This window comes from Peptidiphaga sp., assembly GCF_057238965.1.
The window spans coordinates 19,691-41,727 of the sequence record NZ_DBHHEV010000002.1; the positions used below are offsets into that span (position 1 = coordinate 19,691).

Here is a 22,037-nt window from a genome sequence, read left to right on the forward strand (position 1 = left end):
GATCGTCTCCTACGCCTACTGGGAGAAGAATTACGACTATCAGATGCCGGGACCGGCCCGCGAGCGCATGGAGCGCTACATGGCGGACCCGGCCGGGCGCGCCCATATCCAAGCGGTTCTCCGAGGGTCGGGAATGAACGAGGACGCCATGGCCGAGCACGCCCCCGCTTTCTTCGGAGGGGGGCACGATCTCATTCTCGGACGGCGCCACTATCTCGACGGCGCCACCGACAAGTCCCAGCTGGCCTGGGCTGGCTCGCTCACCCCCGAGGAGCATTCCCACTATTGGACGCTCACGATCGACGCCATGCACGATCTTTACCAGCAGAACCGCTATGTTTCGTACGTGCAGGTCTTTCAGAACTGGCTCAAGCCCGCAGGCGCATCCTTCGACCATCTTCACAAGCAGCTCGTCTCCATCGACGAGCGATCGGTCAATCAGACCGTGGAGATCGAACGCGTGCGCGCCAACCCCAACCTCTACAACGAGTCCGGAGTCGATTACGCCGCCAAGCACAACCTCGTCATCGCTGAGAACGACGGCGCCGTCGCGATCGTCGGCTTCGGCCATCGCTACCCCACGCTCGAAGTGTGGAGCCGGTCTTCGGCGATCCAGCCTTGGGAGCACACTCCCGACGAGGTGCGCCACATGTCCGATCTGGTTCACGCGATGCACGCCGCAACGGGCGGGGGAATCCCCACAAACGAGGAATGGTACTGCGCTCCCATCGACACCGACGTGGCGATGCCTTGGCGCATCCTGCTCAAGTGGCGGGTCTCCACACTGGCGGGCTTCGAAGGCGGCACGAAGATCTACGTCAACACCGTCGATCCTTGGACGCTCAGAGACAAGGTGGTGCCACGACTGCTCGATCTGCGCGCCGAAGGCAAGCTTGCTTCGGGCGTCAGCATCGCCACCGAATGCTCCTGCCGCGTCAACTCTCTCAAGTACAACCCTTACCTGCGCCGCCGATAGAGGCATGTGCCACCGATAGGGCCCGCGCCGCCAGCGGAGGCATCCGACGCCGGAGGCGGCGAGCTCAGCTTGCGCTGTCGAGCTCTCGCTCACGCCGCCGGGCATTCGCCTGCGCTGCCGAGAGAACAAGTCTTCTGCCAGCGCGTCGGGCCTCATTCGTAGGCGGCCGCGGGAATGAGAGCCGTCAGTTCCTCCATGAGTTTGACGCACCGATCCACGTCTTCGACGTCGTACCGATCAATCCAAAGGAAGACGCCGTCGTCGTCGAATGCCAAGCGCTCGCCGCGCAGACGATCCATAAGGAACTCTTGCATGGGCTTGGTCAAAACGGCCTGGCCCACGCGTTCGTCGTCCGTTTTGACGTCAAACTCTCTGTTGAATTCCTGCCATTCGGTGGTGAGGTCGTTGTTGGCCAAACCGAAGACGCCCTCAGGCTTGATGCGCATGAGAGGAAGCGGCCCGGGAAGAGGATAGCGCAGAATGGCGCACGCTTCCGTCCGACGGTCGTCGCCGTAGCTCTCCGTCCACACGAGCTCGTAGTAAAGCGCCTCGCCCGCACACGTCGGGATACGCAGAACATCGCGAGCCGTCGCCCCGCCGATCCTGAACAGCCGACCCGTCTGCCGGCCCAGATCCCTGTCGGATTCCGTGAAATCGAATCCCCGGTTTTCAGCCCACTGCCGCCGCTCGTCGCGTTTTTGCCGTTCATATGCGAATCCGAGGATCCCGACGAATATGGCGACGACGATCACCATGATCACAATGGGCATGGTCTCACTCATTTCACGTTTGGATGCGAGAGTCACAATACATCCACCTACTGCCTGTCTCTAGAAAAATAAGCGCGCCCACAGACAAACAAGTCCTGTTCGCGCACAAACGCTGTATTTTCGCGGTTTGTTTCGAACTCGACTCAAGAGTACCTCCACTTTAGAATGAATGCAACAAGCAATCCGAAGTGCATGGGGCTGATTGCAAACGTCGGCCTTCCTCGTCTCAACCTGCTGCGCGCCCGTCTTTCCCTCAGACAATGCGAGACGAGAAAGAAATAGACGGCATAACCAGACATCTGAACGTGGAAACTTCCCCTCGCACGCCGCTGTGCCGGCGAGATCAGTACGTCCAGGCGCCGCCGAAAAGGGAAGACGGGACCTGCGCCGTCCACTCGCGCATAAGCTCGGCGCACCCAAAGGAATCATTCACGTTGTACGCCTCGAAGGCAAGATAGGCGACGTCGCCGACGATCTCCATATGGCCTTTCCTCATATAATCCATGAGGAACTCCTGCATAGACGGCGTCAACAGCGCCCGGGCCGCCTGGCCGTTCACCGACTTGACGTCGAACTCCTCGTTGAAGGCCTGCCACTCCGTCGCAATCGCGAACTCTCGGCCTCTTCCGCCGCCGTAAACTAGTTCTTCGAACGGGGAGAAGATCACGTTCATACCTCTGCCTTTGATCCGGATGCGGGGCAACGCACCGGGCAACGGGTAACGAAAAATGGCGTTTGAGTACGTATAAGAAGAGTTCTCGCCGCTCTCGGAGCGCCACGTGAGTTCGTAGTAGAGCGCCTCGCCGAAGGGTGCGCGAAGGGCAACGACGTCGCGAGCGACGTAGCGCTTGACGTAGGGAAAGAGAGGGCCAAGGGAGAAGACTTGGCTTGTGGTCGCGGCCAGGCGCTCGTCGGATCTGAAATAGCGCAGGCCGCGGGACTGCGCCCACTCCTGGCGGGCGTCTCGCTTTCGCTTGTCCTCCCAGCTTCTGCATATCCATATGACGACGCCAACTAAAATAAAGCCGACGTACAATATCGATTCCAACGTTGCTTTCCTTCGTTCTACCCCTGGCCCGATTCTCCGCCCGGCCTCAGCGCACCGTGTTTGCTGAAGAGAGAGGACGGGACCCGCGCCGTCCACTCGCCCATGAGGGCTGCATAGGCGGGAGAATTCACGGAGCTGTATTTCGAGTGCATGAGATAGGCGACGTCGCCGACGATCTCCATGTGGGTCTCGCGCATGCGAGCCATGAGGAACTCCTGCATGGCCGGCGTCAGCAATGCACGGGCCGCCTCCTCGTCGACGGACTTGACGTCGAACTCCTCGTTGAAGGCCCGCCACTCCGTCTTGATCCTGAAGGATCGGCCCCTCGCTCCGGCGCCGGAAGCGAGCTCGTGCGTCATGCGCCAGCTTTTGATGCGCATGCGCGGCAATGAGGCGGGCAGCGGATACCGCAAGAGCGAATGCCTGAACTCCGACATCCCGCTTGAACCGGCCGGTCGGGAGGCGAGTTCGTAGTAGAGCGCGTCGCCGAACGGCGTGGGAATGGCGACGACGTCGCGGGCAACGTGGCTGCCTCCCATAAGAGAATAGACCCGGCCCGTGGCTTCGCCGAGCGACTCGTCGGACCGGTGAAAGGCCAATCCGCAGCCTTCCGCCCATCGCCGACGGAGGGCCCGCTTTCGCTGGACTCTCAAACTGAAGTAGACGAAAGCAACGATCAAGAAGACCAGAACAGCCGCAGTCACCCAAAGCAGCGAAGGGCCGTTGCCATAATAACCACCATAAGAATAGTAAGCAACGGCGCTCGCAAGCTCCTGCGCGCCCATAGACGTCCTAACTGTAGACCATTGTTCTGCGTCCGCCTGGTCCGCCTGTTCGTGTGGAGCGCTTAAGAACCTAGGGACGATTCATCGTATCAGAACACAGAAGACGCGTAGAAACTGAGCGGGTCTACTTTCAGCTCCGCAGCCGGGCCTGCCGCAGCTTCGCCGCCGGGCGTCGGGGCGGCGAAACCGCCTGCGCGCCTCTACCCCCGCCCGAAAAGGAACTCGGGGACCCTCGCGAACCATTCGTCCATGAGCCTTGCGTATACGACGGAATCCTCCGATTTGTACCTGGAGAGGCGAAGAAAGGCGCCCCCGCCCACGATTTCCATATGCATTTTTCTCATATGATCCATCAGAAACTCCTGCATCGGCCCGGTCAACAAGGCATGGGCAGCCTGCTCATCCTCGGACTCGATTTCAAACGCCTTGTTGAACGCCTGCCACTCGGTGTTGATGTCGTCGTTCGCGAAGCCGAGCATCCCCTCCGGTTTGATACGCATGCGCGGCAACGCCCCGGGCAGAGAGTAACGCATGAACGTGCGCTTTTTCTTTTCCTTGTTCTCACCGTGCTGCTCAACCCATGTGACTTCGTAATAGAGCGCGGTTCCGGCCGCCGAGGGGATGACGACGACGTCGCGGGCAACGTGCCTCCTCCCGGCAAGCCTGAAGACGCGGCGGGTGGCTTTTCCCAGGTCCACATCCTCTTTGATGTAGCGGAATCCCTGGGATTCAGCCCACTTTTGACGCCGCATCCGCTGCAGAATCGCAAGCCATCCTCCCACGAGCATGATTACGACGACAGCGGCTCCCACCAGGATTTTGACCCCGATCGAAGAACTGGACCACGTCGATGCATTGCTGGCGGCGTCGCTCGCGGCAATGCTCGCAAACATATTGAAACTCATCATTCTCCTAACCGCCGACCGTTTGCCTGGTCAGCTGTCTCCACTTGCCACTCCAACTAAGTGACCGAACAACTGGCTGTCCACAGACAACCGCCGGATTGACCGTTTCTCCCAATTGATTGAATGTCTGATTAACCGGGATCCGGCGAAACTGACTGACCATGATCCGATGACGTCAACGGGTCGGCGCCGCGCTGAAGAAGAACCTCGGGACCACGGCAAGCCATTCGTTCATGAGGCCAGCGTATGCGACGGAGTTCTCCGGTTTGTAGTTGCCGAGGACGATGAAGGCCTCATTTCCCGAGAACTCGATGTGCAGCCCCCGCATCCGAGCCATGAGGAACTCCTGCATCGGCCCGGTCAGCAAGGCATGGGCCGCGCGCTCGTCCTCCGATTTGACGTCGAACTCCTTGTTGAACGCCTGCCACTCGGTGTTGACGTCGTTGTTCGCAAGGCCGAACACGCCCTCGGGTTTGATGTGCATGCGCGGAAAGAACCCGGGCAAGGGATAGCGCAGGAAGGAGCATCTCTTCGTTTCAACGTCGTTGTCGCCGTGCCATTCAACCCACGTGACCTCGTAGTAGAGCGCACTGCCGGCCGCCGCGGGAACGACGATCACGTCACGGCCGGTGTGCCTCATGCCCGGAAGCCCGTAAACGCCGCGAGTCCGCTTGCCCAGCGCCTTGTCGGTTTTGACGAATCGCAATCCGTAAGAGGCCGCCCATCTCTGCCTGACGTCGCTGCAATGGTTCCTCCACCAAAAGAAGACGCCGATGCACAAAACAATGAGCAGAACAATGCCCAGGACTCCAAAGAGGAGCGAGGCCGCCGCGTGCGTGAGAGAGCCAAGGCCCGAAGCTCTGTTCGCGGCGCACAAAGGGTTCATGCGAGTCCTCTCTTTCGTAACTCGGGCTTGCTCCGGTCCGCGTGAACGGGTTGCCGACCGCCGGCCGACAATCGCAAGTGTATGTGGAGCGCCGTGCAAGAATCAGCTCGCTTGGCGTGGACCCTTCCCCACGGGCCGGGCCCGACGGCGGGCCCGGCCCGTCCACGTCGTCGCACTCGGTGTGAAATCGAAGCCGAAGTTCAACCCCGGCGCTCGGAGGCGCGGCAGCCCGGGACGAGGGGCGAGGGCGCAACTCACCGCCAAGGCCACGGCCGCGGGGTCACAGCTCGACGAGGCCGGCCAAAGTGGGCAGCTCCAGCACGACGTGCCGCGTCGTCACTCGAAAGCCGACGGATTCGTAGATGTCGATTGCGCCGGTGTTCGGGGCTATGACCGTGACATTGAGGAAGTGGACTCCCTCGCGTTTGAGCCCTTCGGCCATCGCGAGCAGTGCGGCCTTCGAGTGGCCGTGCCCTCGATACCCCTCGTAAACGTGAAGGTCCCAGATGCGAGCGTCCTTGCCGTCGATTTCCACCCATATTCCGCCTATCGTCGTCGAATCGACGCAGATCGCCATGAGGGCGTGCCCGGGAGTCGCCACGCCGTCGGAGAGCCGCTCCCTCGCTTTCATCAAAACGTCCCACGAGCCGCGCATCGGGCACGAGCCGGACGCCAGCGCAAGATGGCGGTCCGCCGAACGCATGGTTCGCTCCAGGAACGTGTCGAGCTCGGCCGCCGTCATCGATCGGACGTGGATGTCGTCGTACGTGCTGGTCAGGTGGACGTCGGAGATGGGCACGGCAAGCCTCTCCGATATCTCACGCGAGGGAAGCTCGGCGAGGCCGCGCTCCCCCGGAAATACCTTCATCGCCACCGGCCTGTCGTCGCACGCCGCAAAGATTTTGCGCACCCACGGGGCTGGGTCGCCGGTTATGCGCGAGGCCACAACCTCCGGCTCGTCGCCCGGGCGCAGCCACATCCATTCGCCCGTCTCCGAGGTGAAAATGCGGGAATCGCGGGGCACCCCGACGCGAAACATGGCCGCTTTCCTCGTTTTGTACTCGGCGAGATGCCCTTCGCGCAGAGCGCCGCTCGCCGCGCGCACCCGAGCCATGTGCTCGACTGCGCGCGGCAACCACGGCCCCACCTCGGCGGGGGCAATCTCAGTGATGCGCATACCGTCAATTCTATTGCCACTAGGACGTGTGACCCATATCTTCATCGATTGTGGGAGCACGTGCGAATGGAGCGGGCGAGACTCATCTTTTCCCGGCGTCTGCCGCCTGCCTGGTCAAGCTCCCACCTCTTCCGCCGCCCCCGCTTCGGGAGCCATTTCGTGGCCGTCCGCCAGCCGCCCGCACGAGCGCGGTCATTCCGGCACCAAGCACGGTCATTCCGGCACGAGCGCGGTCATTCCGGCACGAAGCGCCCGTCTTTCATGACGACGACGCGGTCGGCGACCCGCCTGGCCTCCTCGCGGTCGTGCGTCACGTACAAGGCGCCGATTCCCGTCGAATCGCCCGCCCCGGCCGAAGCACCCGTCCCTGTCAAGGAGTCCGCCCCAGCCGAAACGCCCGCCCCCGTCAGGGCATCCGCCCCCGTCAAAGCCCCGGTTCCGGTCAGAATCCTCCGCAGCTCCAGCGAGAGCGCCTCGCGAAGGTCACGGTCCAGGGCCGAAAGGGGCTCGTCCAGAAGCATGAGCGCGGGCGATCGCGCAAGAGACCTCGCCAGAGCGACCCGCTGCGCCTGACCTCCCGAAAGCGTTGTGACCTCGCGCTTTTCGTATCCGGGAAGCCCAACCAGTTCGAGGAGCTCGGCAACCTTTTGGCGTCTGGCGCGCCTGCGTTCCCGGACCGCGCGCAGGCCCTCGATTGGCAGGCCGCGCCCCAGGCCGTCAACCCGCCGGCCGCGCCCGCGGCTCTCGATTCCGTAGGCGACGTTTCTGGCCACATTCCTATGGGGGAAGAGCAAGCCGTCCTGGAAGACCATTCCGCAGTCTCTCCTGTGCGGAGGCAGCCGCGAGACGTCGACCCCTCGGATGCGCACCTCGCCGCAAGCGGACTCCAGCCCCGCGATTCCGCGCAAAAGACTGGATTTTCCGGAGCCCGACGCACCGAGCAAGGCGACGATCTCGCCCTCGGCCACGGTCAGGTCGACGCCGTCGACGGCGACGTGCCCGTCGGGATAGACCACGCTGAAATCGGCGACCTGCAGAAGCGGCGCATTGGCCTCGCTCACTTCGCTCCCTCGATTCTTGCCATTGCCTTCGACTCCTCGATTCTTGCCATTGCCTTCGATTCCTCGATTCTTGATTCCGCTGATCTCTTCTGTGCCGACGCGGCCTCTGCGGCCTTTTCCGCTGCGGACATCCGCGCATCGGGCCCTGCCGGCAGCTCACAGAGGAACATGACGAGCGCTGTCAGAAGCCCCAGAATCACACTGGCCGCGAGCGCCATTCCGTAGTTGCCGGCGCCCGGCCGGTTGAGCAGACGCGAGATGAGAACGGGAAGGGTGTCGTTTTCGCCGCTGACCAGGAAGCTCGAGGCGCCGAACTCGCCCAGGCTGATCGCAAGGGCGAAGCCCGCGGCGAGCGTCAGCCCCTTGGCGGCGAGGGGGAAATCGACGGTCCGCAGAATGCGCGCGGGGCCTGCGCCGAGCATCGCGGCGGCTTCGCGCAGGCGCGGATCGATCGCACGCAGCACCGGGAGGAGGGCGCGCAGGGCCATCGGCACGGCCACAATCGCCTGAGCGAAAGGCACGGCCTCGCTCCCCAGCTCCAGCGGCGGGCCGCGAAGCGCAATGAGAAAGCCGAAACCGACCGTCACAGACGAGACTCCCAACGGCGCCATGGCGAAAGCCTCCGCGAGGGACTGGCCGATGCGCGCCCGCCTGGTTCTGGCGGGCCGCGAGAGCGCGAAGGCCAACGGGACGCCGACGGCCAAGGCGACGAGCGTCGCGTATGCGGCGGCGCGCAACGAGTTGCCAAGGGCCTCGATCACGGTCACGCCGCCGGTGAAGCCCGAGCCGGACGTCGCCAGCTGCCGGTAGTTCTCAAGGCTCCAGGCATCCGCGTGAACGAGCGAACGGGCGATGAGCGAGGCCATGGGGGCGAGAATCAGCGCCAGAATGACGACGGCCGTGAGCGCGACGGCAGGCGCGTCCGCCAGGCGCAGCCTTCTCTTGCGCCGCGCCATGGCCAGGGCCGCAGAGCGGGAGAAGCGCGAAGAGACGATGAGGGCGAGCGCCACGATGACGAATTGCACGAGCGAGAGGCCGGCGGCGACGTCGAAGTTGAGCCGGTTGGTGCGCGCCCATATCTCCGACTCCAAAGTGGACACCCCGCCCAGAGTCATCACTATCCCGTAGGCGGTGGAGCAGAAAAGGAAGACGAGGCTCGCCGCGCCCGCGATCGCGGGCGCGATGGCTGGCAGCGTCACCGTGCGGAAGACTCGGACGGGCCCGGCGCCGAGCATCCGCGCGGCGTCCGCCGAGCGCGGATCGAGGCCCGCCCACATCGTGCCGACCGTTCGCACGACCACGGAAAAGTTGAAGAACGCCATCGCGGCGACCACGGCCGTTTCGGTCCCGTCGAGCTCCAGGAAGGAGTATGCGCCGTCCTTGCCGAGCAGGGAGCGGAAAGCCACGCCGACGACGACGGTTGGAAGGACGAAAGGCACGCTCGCCACAGCGCGCAGGGCTCGCTGCCCGGGAAAGCGGCACACATAAAGGGCGTAGGCCCCGGGGATTCCGAGGATCACGGAGCCGAGCGTTCCGGCGGCGGCCATCCGCAGCGTCGTCGCAACGAGATCCCACGTGCGCGGCGAACCGAGCGTTTCGAGGGCGCGAGGCGCGACGCCTCGGGCCAGCATCGCCCCTACCGGCCACGCGAAGAAGACCGCCAGGAGCGCCATTGGAACCGCCACGGAGGCCGCTGTGGCAATGCCCGGACCCGGGGCGCGCGTCCTCGCGCCCCGGGTCCGGGCCGCGGCGGCTCTCGCCCTCAGAATGGCAGCGTCCTTCTACGATCCGTCATTTCGCGACCGCCGCCCAGTCTTCGAGCCATTTGTCGCGGTTTGCCGCCACCTTGTCCGGATCGGGCACGATCGGGTGCTCCGCCAGCTTGGCTTTGGCGGCCCATTCGGCGGGCAGCTGCACGCTGGAATCCACCGGATACATGTACATCGACGTCGGAATCGCGCTTTGAACCTTCTTCGAAACCATGAAATCGACGAAGGCCTTCGCGCCCTTCTCGTTGTCGGTTCCCTTGACCACTCCGGCGTACTCGATCTGCCGCACGCACGTCGACTCGATCACGCCGGTGTCCTTCGCGAACGCCGGCGACGAGGCGTAGGACAGAACGAGCGGATAGTTGCCTTTGCCCTCTCCAGCCGAAAAATCGACGTTGTAGGCGTTCGTCCAGTCGGATGCGACGTGGACGCCGCCCGCCGCCATCCGGCTCAGATACCCCTTCGCATCCTCGCCCTTCGCCGTTCTCACGCCCGCAAGGTAGGCGAAGCCGGTGGTCGAAGCGTTCGGATCGATGATCGAGAGGAGCTTGGAGTACTCGGGCTTCGCGAGATCGTCCACGCCCGTCGGCTCTTTGACGCCTTTCTCTTTGAACCATTTGTGGTCCACGTTGATGCACACGTCGCCGCGGTCGACGGGCGTCAGCCCTTTGATCCCCTTGATCTCATACTCCTTGGCCGACTGCGGCAGAGCCGGCGAGGCGTAGTCGACGAACAGCCCTTCGCCGGCGGGAATCGCTGCCGTGTAGCTGTCGATCCCGTATACGGCGTCGTACTTCGGCGATTTCTTCGTCAGAACCAGCTGATTGGCGACGCCGGCGTCGCCCGCGGGCGTGGTGACGAGCTTGTATCCCGTCTTCGACTCGAACTCCTTGACGAGTTCCTTGGGAAGGTTGAACGAGTCGTGCGTGAGCACGGTGACTGTTTTAGAGTCCCCGCCGCCTTTCGAATCGGTCGATTCGCCCGAGCATCCTGCCATCGCGAGCGCCGCGACGAGGCAGGCGACGGAGCGAAGTCTGTTGCGTGTCATTGCTTCCTCCATTTCAGGAGGGCCCGCCGTCTTCGGCGGGGAGAGCTCGACTTCCTTCGCCGGTGCTAACCGGATCAGGTTCGAGGGTCTGCTTTTCGCACTCTCAGCGCCCTTGTGGCGCTCCCCTGTCGCGCAATCAATGCTACAAGAGCACGCCCTGGACGATCAAAAGCCATCCGAATGCACAGCCCGAGCTTGATCACATGGACTTGCTTCGACCTCAGGGGCACGGCTCGGGCTTCGCGGCGCCTCGAAGCCGGGCAGCTTCCAAGCAGCGCCGCGCTTGCAACCGGCGAAGAACGACGTCGCGGCGCCTACGGGCCAAGCCGCCTCAAAGCCAAGCCGCTTCAAAGCCGAGGCACTCCGAAGCGAGGTCACTTCGAGGTCGAAGAGCCTTTCTTCAAACCTTCCGCAACGCCCTTGTCGACCGCGTCGCCCAGCCCGTACCAGCGCGCAGCCCGGCGCATGACGAGCTCGTTGACGACCGCGCCCACGGCGGCCGAGACCACCGAAAAGACCAGGGCCGTGCGCAAGGGCTCGGAGAAGTCGTCCTCTTCCGGGCGCGCACGCCCGGAGACCGACTTCCACACGACGTCGACGGCCTTGTTCGCAATGATTCCGGAAACGATGCCCGCGCCCGCGCTAACGAGCTTCCAACCGATGTCCATAGGGGACTCCCTTCTTGTCGCTGGTCATATTATCGCGTGAATGGGAACGCCGCGCGACGTCGATCATTCGACGGGCGCCTCGCCGACGTCGATCCTGTGGAAGTTGAGATGGGAGCGCGAAGCCGTGGGCCCGCGCTGACCCTGGTACCTCGACCCGCTGGCACCCGAGCCGTAGGGCTTCTCGGCCGCCGAGGACAGCTGGAAGAAGCACAGCTGCCCCACTTTCATGCCCGGGTAGAGGACGATCGGCAGCGTCGCCGTGTTCGACAGCTCGAGGGTCACGTGGCCCGAAAACCCCGGATCGATGAATCCGGCGGTCGAGTGCGTGAGCAGCCCCAGCCGCCCCAGGCTCGACTTGCCTTCGAGGCGTGCGGCGACGTCGTCGGCAAGCGTCACCTTCTCGTAAGTCGAACCGAGGACGAATTCGCCCGGGTGCAGAATGAGGGACCCCTCGGCGGAGACGTCGACGAGGCGTGTGAGCTCCGGCTGGTCGGCCGCCGGATCGATGACCGGATACTTATGGTTGTTGAAGAGCCTGAAGAAACGGTCGAGGTGGACGTCGACGCTCGACGGCTGGATCATCTGCGGGTCCCACGGTTCCAGGCGGACCCGGCCGGAATCGACGCAGGAGCGAATGTCGCGGTCGGAGAGAAGCACGGTTCAAGGGTATCTAAAGAGCCGGCGCGCCGAAGCTTCGCCGCTCCGCGGGTTTCGGTTCGGTATGGGCGCCGCCGCGGAAAGCGAGCCTCGGGTGGCGCGGCCTCCCGCTCCATCTGATACAATCTCATTCGCGTCATGCGGGCGTAGTTCATCGGTAGAATGGAAGCTTCCCAAGCTTCAGAGGCGGGTTCGACTCCCGTCGCCCGCTCCATTTCCTGCATTTGACCGCCCCGGATTCGAGCCGGGTTGCGGCCGGCGCCGTGCGAGCCTGACACGCCCGGCTCCATCCGCTGCACGGCGTCTGCCGGTTCCATCCACCGACGAGAGCGAGCGTTCATGCCTTCGTACGCGTCTTCCGCCGAGCTCACAGCCGAGATTCGCAAGCGAGCCAAACTGTTCGCCGCGGAGTTCGAAGGCATTCCCGAAGGCTCTTGGGACGATGTCCCGGAAGGCGCGGATCGATCGCCGCGCCAGATGATCGCCTACCAGCTCGGGTGGATGGATCTGCTGTTGGGATGGGAACGCGACGAGCAGGCGGGCCTCGACGTCGTCACCCCCGCGCCGGGATTCAAGTGGAATCGGCTCGGAGGCCTCTGCGAGGGTTTTTACGCCGCATGGGCCGAAGCTTCGCCGAAAGAGCTGACCGCCGCATTCGACGAGCGAGTCGAGGCCGTATGCGACTGGGCGGGCTCGCTTTCCGAAAGTGACCTGTTCGGCGAGCAGCGGCGGGCGTGGGCGTCCTCCACGCCGTCCGCGTGGCCGGTCTGGAAGTGGATTCACATCAACACCGTCGCCCCCTTTACAACGTTTCGCGCCATGGTCAGAAAATGGAAAAGGGCCGCCGGCGTCGTCTGACGGGACAGACGGCGCGCGCCCTCACCAGGGAAAACCGCCGGGGTCGATCTCCGGGTTCTTGGCGACGCCGGCGGAGAGCCTGCGCATCGCGACGTCGCAAATGGAGCCGGAGCGATTGCGCTTGACTGCGAGCTCCACCGCTTCGTCGTCCTTGGTCAAACGCCACCAGTCGAGGCCCACCTCCACGAGCTGAGCGCCCATGAGGCGCGCGAAACCGTCAAGAGACCACGCCGGGTCTGCAACGTTCCGCAGCATCTGACGCACCCTGGCCATCGCTTCGAGGAAGTCCACCGACAGCGCCTCGCGCGGAATGTCCCATATCGCGATCGTCACCCGATTTCCGAACACATTCATCGAGGGCATGTAAAACCGGTAGTCAGGCCCGAAGAGGTCGCTCACGCAGCAGGCCACGTCTTCCGCCAGCTTTGAGACGACGCCGAACGGGCCGGCCTCGGACCGGTACTCGACCTCTTCCGCCGCGAATTCGTCAAACCCCTGTTTCTCCCCGTATTCCTTCATGGCGAGGGCGATCGGATGGGCGGCCGTCTCCTCGTTGAACCGGGGGCACCAGCCCCACATCAGCGTGGTCGGCAGCGACGCGACCGACGCGACTATGGCGCCGCGCATCACGAGGAGCCCGCGGGAAGACTCAACGGTCACCCGGTTCATTTTCCGATCGAGTCCCATCCTGTAATTTTCCCCGTAATTTTCCTTCAACCACCGGAAGAACCGCTCCTGCACCGTCCACGTCCACAGGCACGCGTGCTGTGCCACCCAGTCGATCTGGCGAAGTCCGTGCTCGTACAACATGCACTCCAGTGTTTCACAAGACAGCCGCAGTTGTTCCGCGGGGAGGCTTCCGCCGGTCCTCAACCGCATGCATCCCCCGACAGCCCTCGGCATCGGGCTTCCCGCCAAGGCTCGGCGGCGCGGCGTCGTGCACGGCGCCCTCTCCTCTGACATCGTGAACGGGATGTCAGCACTCATCGTCGCCGCGGCGATCTTCGCGCGCTCTCCTCAGGGGCTCCGCGTTTTGGCCGCCCAACGCTCGTATCCGCAAGAGCTCGCCGGCCTGTGGGAGTTTCCCGGCGGCAAAGTCGAACCCGGAGAGGACCCCGAAAGCGCCCTGCACCGTGAATTGCGGGAGGAGCTCGGGATCGAGGTGTCTGTCGCGGCCGACGTCGGCCTCGTCGCGGGGCCCGACGGCGACTGGCCCCTGCCCGGCGAACGCCGAATGCGGCTGTGGGCGGCGTATGCGAAGGGCGAGCCGCGCCTCGGCCCGAGCCACACGGCACTCCGGTGGCTCGGGGAAAGCGACCTGAAATCGGTCCCCTGGCTCGAGGGCGATCTGCAGATTCTTTCACCGCTTGCCCGGCTCATGCGCTCACTCGGTCGGCCGTGACGTGCGGCGGCCCCTGCAGCCTTTCACCAATCGACTTTGTAGCCTCCGCCGTTCCTTTTTTTGCGGGCATCCTCGTCGCCTTCACGGTTTCTCTCTTTGAGTTTCTTCTCCTTTTCGTCCGTCTTCGGATCGTTCGACGGCGGTGCGGGCGTCGGGGAAGCGCCCCCGGGGTTCTGGTTGGGATCCTGGCCCGGGCTGTTCGGACTCTGCGACTGCGACGGGCTCTGACTCGGATTCTGGCCCGGGCTCTGACTCGGGCTTTGGCCCGGATCCTGGCTTGGATTCTGGCCGGGGCTCTGACTCGGATCCTGGCTGGGATTCTGACTCGGATTCTGGCCGGGGCTCTGACTCGGATTCTGGCTGGGATTCTGGCCCGGGTTCTGACTCGGATTCTGAGTGGGGCTCGGCGAGGGAGGATTCGCCTTCTTGTCCTGGCGGTCCTTGGACTGCTTGTTCTTGTCGTTGTTTTTCGAGCAAGGGGCCATCGTCGAGGAGGCTTTCGCGTAGTCCTTTTTGGCGGCGTTCTTGCGGCCGGCGCCCTTGGACTGATCTCCGCGTTTTTCGTAGGCGAGAGAGAGGTTTCGCCTGACTTTGCATTCGGGTCCGTCCGCCTCGGCGATTTGGTTGCCGGTCCTCTTGGACTTCGGAACCCTGTCCAAAGCGATCGAGAGGCTGCCGATGGCTTCCGAGTGCCTTTTGCCCTTGGCCAAGGCGGTGCCGAGATTGAAACGCGCCTCCCAGCCCTGCAGAAAGCTCGGCGTGATGTTCATCGCCAAACGGTAGCGTCCCGCGGACGCCTCGGGGTCGGAGTCATAGGCCATGCGGGCCCAGCGCGGAAGCAGGAACATCGCCGCGCACCACAGCGTCAGCAGAATGACGACCGCGCCGCCGCCCCATTTCCACGCTCTCATCCTGCGCAAGGTTGTGGGCGCGATCTCGCCTTCCGTCAGGTTGACGCCGCCGCCCAGCATCAGGCCGACGTCGTCCGTCGCCAGCCCGTCGCCGCCCGCAATCGGCGGGCTCTCGCCCACGCTCGGCCCCGCTTGGCCCCGGCCGGGCCCGCCGCCGTACACAGCCGTCCCGTTCTCGGTCACTTTCGCCCCACTCTCAATCGGATGCGCGGCATCGTGGCAGCGATCTCCCAAGCCACAAGCGTCGCAAGCGCGATGCCGGCGGGCCACAACACCGGGCTGCGCTCCTCGCGGCCGTCGCTGGTGCGCTGCTCCATTTTGGACACATTGGGCACGTCGATCGTCTGGCCCGGCGCCGTGCGATGCATGTAATTGACCTTCAGCTGGCCCGCCGCCGTTTTGAGCGCCTTCTCGTCAATCTTCGAAATGGCCGTTTGCCGGGTTTGCGGGTCCTGAATATACTTGCCCGGCCCGGAAAATCCGGTCTCTTTCATCGGGCCGCCGGCCGCCGTTCCATATCCGAGAACGCCTCCGCCGTCGATGAGGTCGCGAACCTGGTCATAAGTTTTCTCCTGTCCTTTGGCGCCGCGCGGCTCGCCGTCGCTGAATACATAGACGAGCTGCACGGACCGGGGGTGGCTGCTGCGAGAACGCTTGAGCTCACGCTTGAGAACCTCGACCGGGCGGTACACCGAGGACCCGTTCGAATAGCTCGACTGCTCGGGTTTGACCGTTTGGACCCAAGATTCGACGGCGGCGGCGTCGGTGGTGATCGGAAGCTCTCTGGTGGCCCCGGAGTTGAACGAGACGATCGAGTACCTGGCGTTCGGGATCCGAGAGACTATTTGGCGAATGTCCGCCCTCACGCCTTCCAGGCGAGGCTTCTTGCCGTCGTAGTCCTCCGCGTTCATCGAGCCGGTTGTGTCGACGACGAAAAAGACATTCGCCCCTCGGACCGTCTTTTCCTGCGGAAGCGCCACGCTCGGCGCGGCGCCGATGGAGGCGACCGTCACAACCATGAGCCCACGCCTCGACCAGTCCTTCCAAGCGCCCTTGTGCGATGACTTCTCGCGGTTCCAGCAAAAGAAGCACGCGCCCAGCCCGAGAATGAGAAAGAGGGCGACGAGCCAGACGGGCCATATCCACATCATCACAGCCGGTACCTCCACGCCAACCCGATGATCAGAACGACGGCGACTCCCGCAAGCGCAGGCCAACGGCCCGGCGTGTCGACGACGCTGGCCTGCGCGGTCCCAGCCAGCTCTTTCTTGTCTTGGGCTTGGACTTCCTTGACGATTTGCTCGCCGGCCCGGGCGCTCTGGGCGTCGTACACCTTCCCGCCTATCCCTTGAATCGTCGAACGGAACTCGTTTCGGCCCTGCGGGTATCCGCTGATGAGCAGCCCCAGGACGCGTATCTTGCGCTTGTGGGCTATGCTTGCGGCCTCTTTCAGCTTGAAGGCCGGGCTGCCTTCAAGCCAGTTGTCCGTGGCGAAGAGAATCGTGCGGGAACGGTCCTTGTCTCCGTAGTCAAAGCTCTGCGTGCAGCTGACCAGGCCGTCGCCGATGAGCGAGGCGCCCGCGAACCGGTCTCCCGCGGAAGTCCTCGTGTACAGGTCGTCGACGTCTCGGCCTCCTTGGAGGACCTTCCTGACGCGGCCCAGCTCTTCCTTAACCATCGCGTAATCGTCGGACAGGGGGAACACGACCGTCGAGGACCGGTTCCACACGACGAGGGCGACCCGTTCGCCGTGGAACTGATCGACCATCTCCGCGAACGTCTTGAGAACTTGCGCGTCGAACGCCTCGACGGACCCCGAGACGTCGAGGCAGAGGATAAGGTCGCGCGAAGCCAATTTGGAGGAGTGGGCCCTCAACTCGGACGGCCGCGCCACGATGACCGCCGAGGAAACGGCAGCCGCCCCCATGGCGGCGACCAGAGCCGCCGCCGCCAGCCGCAGTCTGGCCATGCGGCTGCGATACCTCGCGCCCCGGCGCAGGAAGCGGGTGTGCGCAACATAGGAGACGCTCCGGGCGCGCCGGTCCTTGCCGAGGAACCACGCGGCAAGCCCTATGGCCGCAGACGCAAGGCAGATCAGGGGAATCGCCCAGGGCACTACCACGATGAAACCTCCTCGACTGCGCGCCGGACGGACTCTTCGGCGTCCGCCTGGCTCACGGGGCCGAAAGCGGGCTGCTCCCACGACTCGAGGAGCCCGCACACCGAAGTGAACTTTCCGCTCGCCCTGAGGTCTGAGACGGTCCACGTGCTCAGATCCCGCCCCGCCCTTTCGCCCAGAATCTCACGCATGGTTCGCGAAAGAAGCTGATGGAGCTCGCGCAAGTCCTCCGTCCGAATCGATTGGAGCGTGGAAATCCAACGTTCGCGCTGTGTTTGAACGACCGGGGCGAGCTCGATCTGCAGTCCGCGCCGCTTGGCGTAGGCGTAATGCCAGCCCACAAACCACAAGATCGCTGCGAGCGCGGCGAGGCCGGCGGCCAATGTGACGACCCCGGCGCCCGTCCCGGGCCGGAAAAACTCGTTACTTTGCATGATGTTGCCTCTTCAGCAGGCCGACGACGACGGGCAGGATGTCGGCGGACGAAGCCAGCGACGCATTGAGCACGCCGTAGCGGGCCAGCAGCTCGGACGCGCCCCACTCGCGCATCGCGCGCTCCGCCTGGACCTCGCGCTGCAATTCGACGTCCTCGCGCACATACTCGGGGAGGAAGAGGTTCTCCTCTATGTCTGCCATCGCGGCGACGCCCTCGGCGGTCAGGGGCATGTCCTCGATGCGGACCACCATGAGTTCGTGGCGTTCGCGGATCCGGCGAAGGGTGAATTCCGCCGCGGGAGTCGGCCAGAACTGGTCGGTGACGAGAATGACGAGCGAGCGCTCCCGCGTCGTCTTCAGAAGATAATCGACGACGGCGGTGACGTTAGTCTCCGCCTGCGCCTGCTCGAAGGCGTGCTCGGTGCGATCGAGCACGAAATCGAGATGGCTCAAACCGTGGCGGGCCGGAAGGCGCATCGCCCCCGCCGAGTTGCCGTAGACGAGGCCCACCCTGTCGCCGCGGTACGAGGCGAGATAGGCGAGGGTCTCCGCCGTCGCCAGGGCGATCGCCGATTTCGCCTCGCCCGACGGCGCCAGCGCCCGCATTTCTAGGCTCGTGTCCATGAGCAGCTGAGTGAAGACGTCGGTGTCGCGCTCAAACCGGCGGATGATGGGCTTTCCGGCGCGGGCGGACACCTTCCAGTCGATGTCCCGGACCTCGTCCCCCGGCTGGTAGTCGGTGAGATCCTCGAAGTCGTTTCCCTTGCCCGTGAGGATCGAGGTGTGCGAGCCCTCGAAGAGGCCGGCCGCCCGCCTGACCTGCGGGAGCGACAGGCGGGCGCGTATGAGAGCCATTCTCTGGCCTGCTGTCGTACGGGTCATGGCGTCGGCACTGCGTTGAAGACCATGTCGATGAGCGCCTCCGGCGTGACGTCGTTGGCCAGCGCGTCGAACGTCCGAACCAGGCGGTGGCGCAGCACGGCGTGCCGCAGCTGTTTGACGTCGTCGGGAATGACGTAGTTGCGCCCCGCCTGAAGCGCCAGGGCCTGGCCCACCTGCATGAGCGAGAGGCCGCCGCGCGGGGAGGCTCCCACCCGGATGTTCTCCATAAGCCCCTGGATCGGCCTGGGTCCGCCGCCGCGGGTGGTGTTGACGATCGCGACGATGTATTTTTTGACGGCGTCGTCGACGTAGACCCGCTGGACCGTGTTCTGAAGGAACAGAACGTCTTCCGTGGTGACCGGGTTCTCGCTCCTTCTTCGGTTGAACGTGCCCGTCGCCGTCCTCGTCAGAATCTCGACCTCTTCGGAGGGCTTCGGGTAGGTCAAAACCTCTTTCATGAGGAACCTGTCCATTTGGGCTTCGGGAAGAACGTACGTGCCCTCCTCTTCGATTGGGTTCTGGGTGGCCATGACGGTGAAGGGACGCGGGAGTTCGTAAACGGCCCCTCCGATAGACGTTTGACCCTCTTGCATCGCTTCGAGCATCGCAGACTGCGTTTTTGCCGAGGACCGATTGATTTCGTCGAGAAGGACGACGTTGGCGTGCACCGGACCGAGCTGGGTCGTGAAGGTGCCGGTCTCATACGAGTACATCTGCGTGCCGACGATGTCATTGGGCATAAGGTCCGGCGTGCATTGGATTCGCGAGAAGGTCCCCGACATCGCGGAGGCGATCGTCGTGGCGGCCGTCGTCTTGGCCAAGCCCGGCACAGACTCGAGCAACACGTGCCCCCTTGCGAGCAAGGACGTGACGAGGGCCGTGTACAGCGCGTCCTGCCCCACGACGCGGCCCCTGAAGGTCCCGTGGATCCTCTCAAGCAAATCGGCGCTGCGCGCCAGATCCGCGGCGCTGATGTCGCCAGACGCCATTTCTTTCATTGCCATGCCTTCCAAACTCGTCAACCGGGCGTCTGCACTCTCTGACCGGACGCCTGCACACCCTACAATAGCAGCAACCTCCGGCAGGGTCGGGGCGATGCGCAGAAGGCCCCGGAGCCGAAGTTCGCCCCGGAAGATTCTTTCAGATTTAACCTCCCCGTGAGAACCGGCGTCCAAAACGGAGGCTGCGCCTCACAGTGGACAGAACTAGCAAGAAGGGTGCCCGGTAGGTTACTTTTGAAATGCTAGGCAGGCGATCTGAAAGGACGGTGATCAGGCAAATGAGCTCTGCGCCTGACAATCCGTGGCTTGATCAAGGCTCTCCGCAATGGCAGGAGCAACCCCCCGAGTCCCGCCGCCCCCTCTACTTCCTCGTTTTCGCGGCAGGAGTGTTGCTTCTCGCACTGGCCGTCTTTTACATCAAGGTCATACGCGACGGGCGCGACGCCGCCGATCCCGACAAGGATCCGAAGGCGACGTCGACGACCGCGGAAGCGCCGTCGACCACAAAGAAGACCACGCTCAACGCCAACGGCTCGCTGGAGGAGGCCCGCGAGGCCGTCTCGCAGCTCAAGGAAAAGAGCTCGTGCACGGTCAAAGACGACGCCAAAAGCCTGACCGTCTTCATCCAGGCGGCGAAAAAGGAAGACAAGCTCAGCAAGGAGCGAAAGCTCGCCACGTCCGCGATGTCCGCGCTGTCGAAAAACTGCGGCGCCGAGTACACGGTCGATCTGACGAAGCAGATGAAGAAGAGCACGTCTGAAGTCTCCGACCTCGCCTCCGACCGCTCGTGGTGGCATCTTGCGAGCCCCGCCCCCAGCGGCGCCAAAGACGTAACCGAGTTCACCACCGGGAAGCACAACATCCGCTGCAAGTTCGACGACGACGACGAGAGCGTCTCCTGCTCGATTTACATCTACGACTACCCCTCTCCCGACGGCTGTGAGAACAAAACGGCCACCTACCATCTGAGCCAGGCGAAGGAGGCGACTGCCGACTGCAATTCGGCGCTCAACTCCTCCATCCAGGTCGCCTACGGCTCAACCGTCTCCCACAACGGAATCTGGTGTTCCGTCTCCCAGGAGCAGGGGATCACCTGCACCAGCGAGCTTTCCGGCAAGGGATTCCAGCTCAAGCGAGCCGCGGCTCGGCTTTTCTGAGCGCTTTCCACCCGGCTTTCCGGCCCGTGCCTGGCTTTTTGACCGGTTTTCCGACCGGCTTTCCGAGCCGTGCCCGGCTTTCCCTCCCGTGCCCGGTTTTCCGACCGGCTTTCCGGCCCTCAGCACGCTCCTCCGGGCTGGGACGGCTGCCCCCGCCCGAACCCGGACGATTAGGTTTGCCTTACCTCCTTCGGGTCCCGGACGGTAGACTTTGACCATGACTTCCACGACCGTCGGCAAAGCCTCGCCCGGAACTTCGCGCAGGAAACGCAAGAAGCGGCGCAACGCGAGGCTGTGGATTCCGCAATACCATGGCGCGTGGGCGATGGTGACGATCCCCCCTTTGGTCGGCGTCGTCGAGGGCGGCTTTCGGCCTGTCGAGATCGTGGTCTTCGCGCTCTGGTTCGTCGGATACTTCCTTTTTTACAGCGCCACGGTGTGGCTCAAATCCAGATGCAAGAAACGCTACTTCCCGCCGGTGCGGCTCTACGGGCTGATCGTCGCGGCTTTGGGCTTGGCTTCGCTCGTCAGCGCGCCCTATTTGTGGCGGTGGGCGCTCGTCTTTTCGCCGCTGGTGGCCGTCGCGGCGTGGGAGGCGTGGAAACGCGACGAGCGTTCGCTGATTTCGGGCCTCGACACCATCGTCGCCGCCTGTCTCATGATCCCTGTGATGTTCGACATTGCGGGCGACGGCGCCCCCGGGTTCGCAGCCTCGCCCCGAGCCTGGCTGCTGACCGCCCTCTTCTTCGGGTACTTCGCCGGAACGCTTTTCTATGTCAAAACGAACATCCGCGAGCGCGGCTCGAACGTCTACCTCGCCGCATCCGTCCTGTGGCACGCCTTGTGGGCGGCGGCTGCGTTCGTTCTCGCATGGCGCGGGGAGCTCGGCTGGATTCACGCAGCCGTGTGGCTCGCCATCGCGATCCGCGCCGTCGTCGTGCCGCTCCTCGGACGCGCGGGCAGACCCCTGAGCGTCAAAGCCATCGGCTTGGGCGAAGTCCTCACCTCGCTGGCCTTCGTGGCCACCGTCTTTTAGGCGCTTCGGTTTTTGGGCGATTGACGCCAGTCGCTTTCCGCGCCCGCCGCTTTCCAAGCGTTTGACCGGCGCTTGGCGACAGCCGTTTTCCGAGCGCCCGATCCACCGCCTCTGGAAGCGTTTGTCCCACCGCTTGTGCAAGCGCTCGTCCCACTTGTTCCGGCACGCCTCCTGCCGCCGTTCAGAGAATCGACGCGACGGCCCTGAGCAGGCGCAGCGAGCCCTCGGTCTGACCCACGCTGACTCGCACGCCTTCCTCGCCGAAACGGCGCACGGTCACGCCTTCCTCGAGGCACGCGTTTTCGAGGGCTTCGCCGAATCCGGCGAGCCAGACGAAGTTCGCCTGGGACGCCGGGACGGCGATGCCGTGCGCGGCGAGCGCCGCTACGAGGTTCCTGCGCTCCTGAATGATCACGCTGCATCTTGCCCGCACCTCCTCTTGGGAGTGCAAGGCGGCACTCGCGGCAATCTGGGCGAGGGCGTTGA

24 protein-coding genes, 1 tRNA gene and 1 riboswitch are annotated in these 22,037 nt (G+C 64.1%); of the genes, 6 read left to right on the forward strand and 19 right to left on the reverse strand.

The features are described from left to right. Positions 1-976 (forward strand): DUF4921 family protein (locus tag ACO48X_RS00465; protein ID WP_484999481.1); only part of this gene is annotated, 976 nt, incomplete at its 5' end. A gap of 152 nt (positions 977-1,128) precedes the next feature. Here the strand turns inward: ACO48X_RS00465 and ACO48X_RS00470 are convergent. From ACO48X_RS00470 to dcd, 11 genes are all read right to left on the reverse strand, one after another. After that, the gene (locus ACO48X_RS00470) at positions 1,129-1,758 is read right to left on the reverse strand and encodes a hypothetical protein (protein WP_484999483.1); all 630 of its coding nucleotides are present in this window, start codon (positions 1,756-1,758) and stop codon (positions 1,129-1,131) included. Between the two features lie 331 nt (positions 1,759-2,089). Further along, the gene (locus ACO48X_RS00475) at positions 2,090-2,794 is read right to left on the reverse strand and encodes a hypothetical protein (protein WP_484999485.1); all 705 of its coding nucleotides are present in this window, start codon (positions 2,792-2,794) and stop codon (positions 2,090-2,092) included. 17 nt (positions 2,795-2,811) lie between these two features. After that, on the reverse strand, positions 2,812-3,393 hold the full coding sequence (locus ACO48X_RS00480; RefSeq protein ID WP_484999487.1) for a DUF3137 domain-containing protein: 582 nt from the start codon (positions 3,391-3,393) through the stop codon (positions 2,812-2,814). Positions 3,394-3,779: 386 nt separating this feature from the next. After that, positions 3,780-4,472 (reverse strand): hypothetical protein, encoded by a 693-nt coding sequence (locus tag ACO48X_RS00485; RefSeq protein WP_484999489.1) that lies wholly within the window; start codon positions 4,470-4,472, stop codon positions 3,780-3,782. A gap of 187 nt (positions 4,473-4,659) precedes the next feature. Next, positions 4,660-5,370: a hypothetical protein gene (locus ACO48X_RS00490; protein ID WP_484999491.1), complete on the reverse strand. Its 711-nt coding sequence runs from the start codon at positions 5,368-5,370 to the stop codon at positions 4,660-4,662. Between the two features lie 280 nt (positions 5,371-5,650). After that, positions 5,651-6,547: a GNAT family N-acetyltransferase gene (locus tag ACO48X_RS00495; RefSeq protein ID WP_484999493.1), complete on the reverse strand. Its 897-nt coding sequence runs from the start codon at positions 6,545-6,547 to the stop codon at positions 5,651-5,653. 233 nt (positions 6,548-6,780) lie between these two features. Further along, positions 6,781-7,608 carry an ABC transporter ATP-binding protein gene (locus ACO48X_RS00500; protein WP_484999495.1) on the reverse strand — a complete coding sequence of 276 codons (828 nt, stop codon included), beginning with the start codon at positions 7,606-7,608 and terminating at the stop codon, positions 6,781-6,783. Next, on the reverse strand, positions 7,605-9,293 hold the full coding sequence (locus ACO48X_RS00505) for an ABC transporter permease (protein WP_484999497.1): 1,689 nt from the start codon (positions 9,291-9,293) through the stop codon (positions 7,605-7,607). Before ACO48X_RS00505 ends, ACO48X_RS00500 begins: the two co-directional genes overlap by 4 nt. 106 nt (positions 9,294-9,399) lie before the next feature. Continuing rightward, positions 9,400-10,425: a thiamine ABC transporter substrate-binding protein gene (locus ACO48X_RS00510; protein ID WP_484999499.1), complete on the reverse strand. Its 1,026-nt coding sequence runs from the start codon at positions 10,423-10,425 to the stop codon at positions 9,400-9,402. 34 nt (positions 10,426-10,459) lie between these two features. Continuing rightward, positions 10,460-10,562, reverse strand: a riboswitch (TPP riboswitch). 237 nt (positions 10,563-10,799) lie between these two features. Further along, the gene (locus tag ACO48X_RS00515) at positions 10,800-11,093 is read right to left on the reverse strand and encodes a DUF4235 domain-containing protein (protein ID WP_484999501.1); all 294 of its coding nucleotides are present in this window, start codon (positions 11,091-11,093) and stop codon (positions 10,800-10,802) included. A 63-nt stretch (positions 11,094-11,156) separates the two neighbouring features. After that, positions 11,157-11,750: a dCTP deaminase gene (dcd, locus tag ACO48X_RS00520; protein WP_484990012.1), complete on the reverse strand. Its 594-nt coding sequence runs from the start codon at positions 11,748-11,750 to the stop codon at positions 11,157-11,159. A gap of 140 nt (positions 11,751-11,890) precedes the next feature. Here dcd and ACO48X_RS00525 point away from each other — a divergent pair. Together ACO48X_RS00525 and ACO48X_RS00530 are read left to right on the forward strand one after the other, a co-directional pair. Continuing rightward, positions 11,891-11,964: transfer RNA gene (locus tag ACO48X_RS00525), tRNA-Gly, on the forward strand. A gap of 125 nt (positions 11,965-12,089) precedes the next feature. Next, positions 12,090-12,608: a ClbS/DfsB family four-helix bundle protein gene (locus tag ACO48X_RS00530; RefSeq protein WP_484999503.1), complete on the forward strand. Its 519-nt coding sequence runs from the start codon at positions 12,090-12,092 to the stop codon at positions 12,606-12,608. Between the two features lie 21 nt (positions 12,609-12,629). Here the strand turns inward: ACO48X_RS00530 and ACO48X_RS00535 are convergent, their stop codons facing one another. Beyond that, positions 12,630-13,418: a DUF6882 domain-containing protein gene (locus ACO48X_RS00535; protein ID WP_484999505.1), complete on the reverse strand. Its 789-nt coding sequence runs from the start codon at positions 13,416-13,418 to the stop codon at positions 12,630-12,632. A gap of 67 nt (positions 13,419-13,485) precedes the next feature. Between ACO48X_RS00535 and ACO48X_RS00540 the strand changes: the two genes are divergently transcribed. After that, positions 13,486-14,010 carry a (deoxy)nucleoside triphosphate pyrophosphohydrolase gene (locus ACO48X_RS00540; protein WP_484999507.1) on the forward strand — a complete coding sequence of 175 codons (525 nt, stop codon included), beginning with the start codon at positions 13,486-13,488 and terminating at the stop codon, positions 14,008-14,010. A gap of 23 nt (positions 14,011-14,033) precedes the next feature. On the opposite strand, the gene ACO48X_RS00545 is transcribed toward ACO48X_RS00540, so the two are convergent. The 6 genes from ACO48X_RS00545 to ACO48X_RS00570 are packed head-to-tail and all read right to left on the reverse strand — an operon-like array spanning position 14,034 to position 19,361. Further along, complete coding sequence (locus tag ACO48X_RS00545) at positions 14,034-15,104, reverse strand: hypothetical protein (protein WP_484999509.1); 1,071 nt, start codon at positions 15,102-15,104, stop codon at positions 14,034-14,036. Beyond that, the gene (locus ACO48X_RS00550; protein WP_484999511.1) at positions 15,101-16,072 is read right to left on the reverse strand and encodes a vWA domain-containing protein; all 972 of its coding nucleotides are present in this window, start codon (positions 16,070-16,072) and stop codon (positions 15,101-15,103) included. The genes ACO48X_RS00545 and ACO48X_RS00550 overlap by 4 nt, the downstream gene beginning before the upstream one ends. Beyond that, positions 16,072-17,043, reverse strand: coding sequence for a vWA domain-containing protein (locus tag ACO48X_RS00555; RefSeq protein WP_484999513.1), 972 nt, complete (start codon positions 17,041-17,043; stop codon positions 16,072-16,074). The genes ACO48X_RS00550 and ACO48X_RS00555 overlap by 1 nt, the downstream gene beginning before the upstream one ends. Then, positions 17,037-17,474, reverse strand: coding sequence for a hypothetical protein (locus ACO48X_RS00560; RefSeq protein ID WP_484999515.1), 438 nt, complete (start codon positions 17,472-17,474; stop codon positions 17,037-17,039). Before ACO48X_RS00560 ends, ACO48X_RS00555 begins: the two co-directional genes overlap by 7 nt. Then, the gene (locus tag ACO48X_RS00565; protein WP_484999517.1) at positions 17,464-18,330 is read right to left on the reverse strand and encodes a DUF58 domain-containing protein; all 867 of its coding nucleotides are present in this window, start codon (positions 18,328-18,330) and stop codon (positions 17,464-17,466) included. The genes ACO48X_RS00560 and ACO48X_RS00565 overlap by 11 nt, the downstream gene beginning before the upstream one ends. A gap of 23 nt (positions 18,331-18,353) precedes the next feature. Next, a complete protein-coding gene (locus ACO48X_RS00570) occupies positions 18,354-19,361 on the reverse strand; it encodes an AAA family ATPase (protein ID WP_484999519.1) in 1,008 nt (335 codons plus the stop codon). 263 nt (positions 19,362-19,624) lie between these two features. Between ACO48X_RS00570 and ACO48X_RS00575 the strand changes: the two genes are divergently transcribed. Together ACO48X_RS00575 and ACO48X_RS00580 are read left to right on the forward strand one after the other, a co-directional pair. Then, positions 19,625-20,515 carry a hypothetical protein gene (locus ACO48X_RS00575; protein ID WP_484999521.1) on the forward strand — a complete coding sequence of 297 codons (891 nt, stop codon included), beginning with the start codon at positions 19,625-19,627 and terminating at the stop codon, positions 20,513-20,515. Between the two features lie 217 nt (positions 20,516-20,732). After that, entirely contained in the window at positions 20,733-21,551 is an 819-nt protein-coding gene (locus tag ACO48X_RS00580) for a YwiC-like family protein (RefSeq protein ID WP_484999523.1), read from the forward strand. A 181-nt stretch (positions 21,552-21,732) separates the two neighbouring features. Here ACO48X_RS00580 and ACO48X_RS00585 read toward each other — a convergent pair. Next, positions 21,733-22,037, reverse strand: a 305-nt coding sequence (locus ACO48X_RS00585) for an aminotransferase class I/II-fold pyridoxal phosphate-dependent enzyme (RefSeq protein WP_484999525.1), incomplete at its 5' end; no start/stop codon positions are given.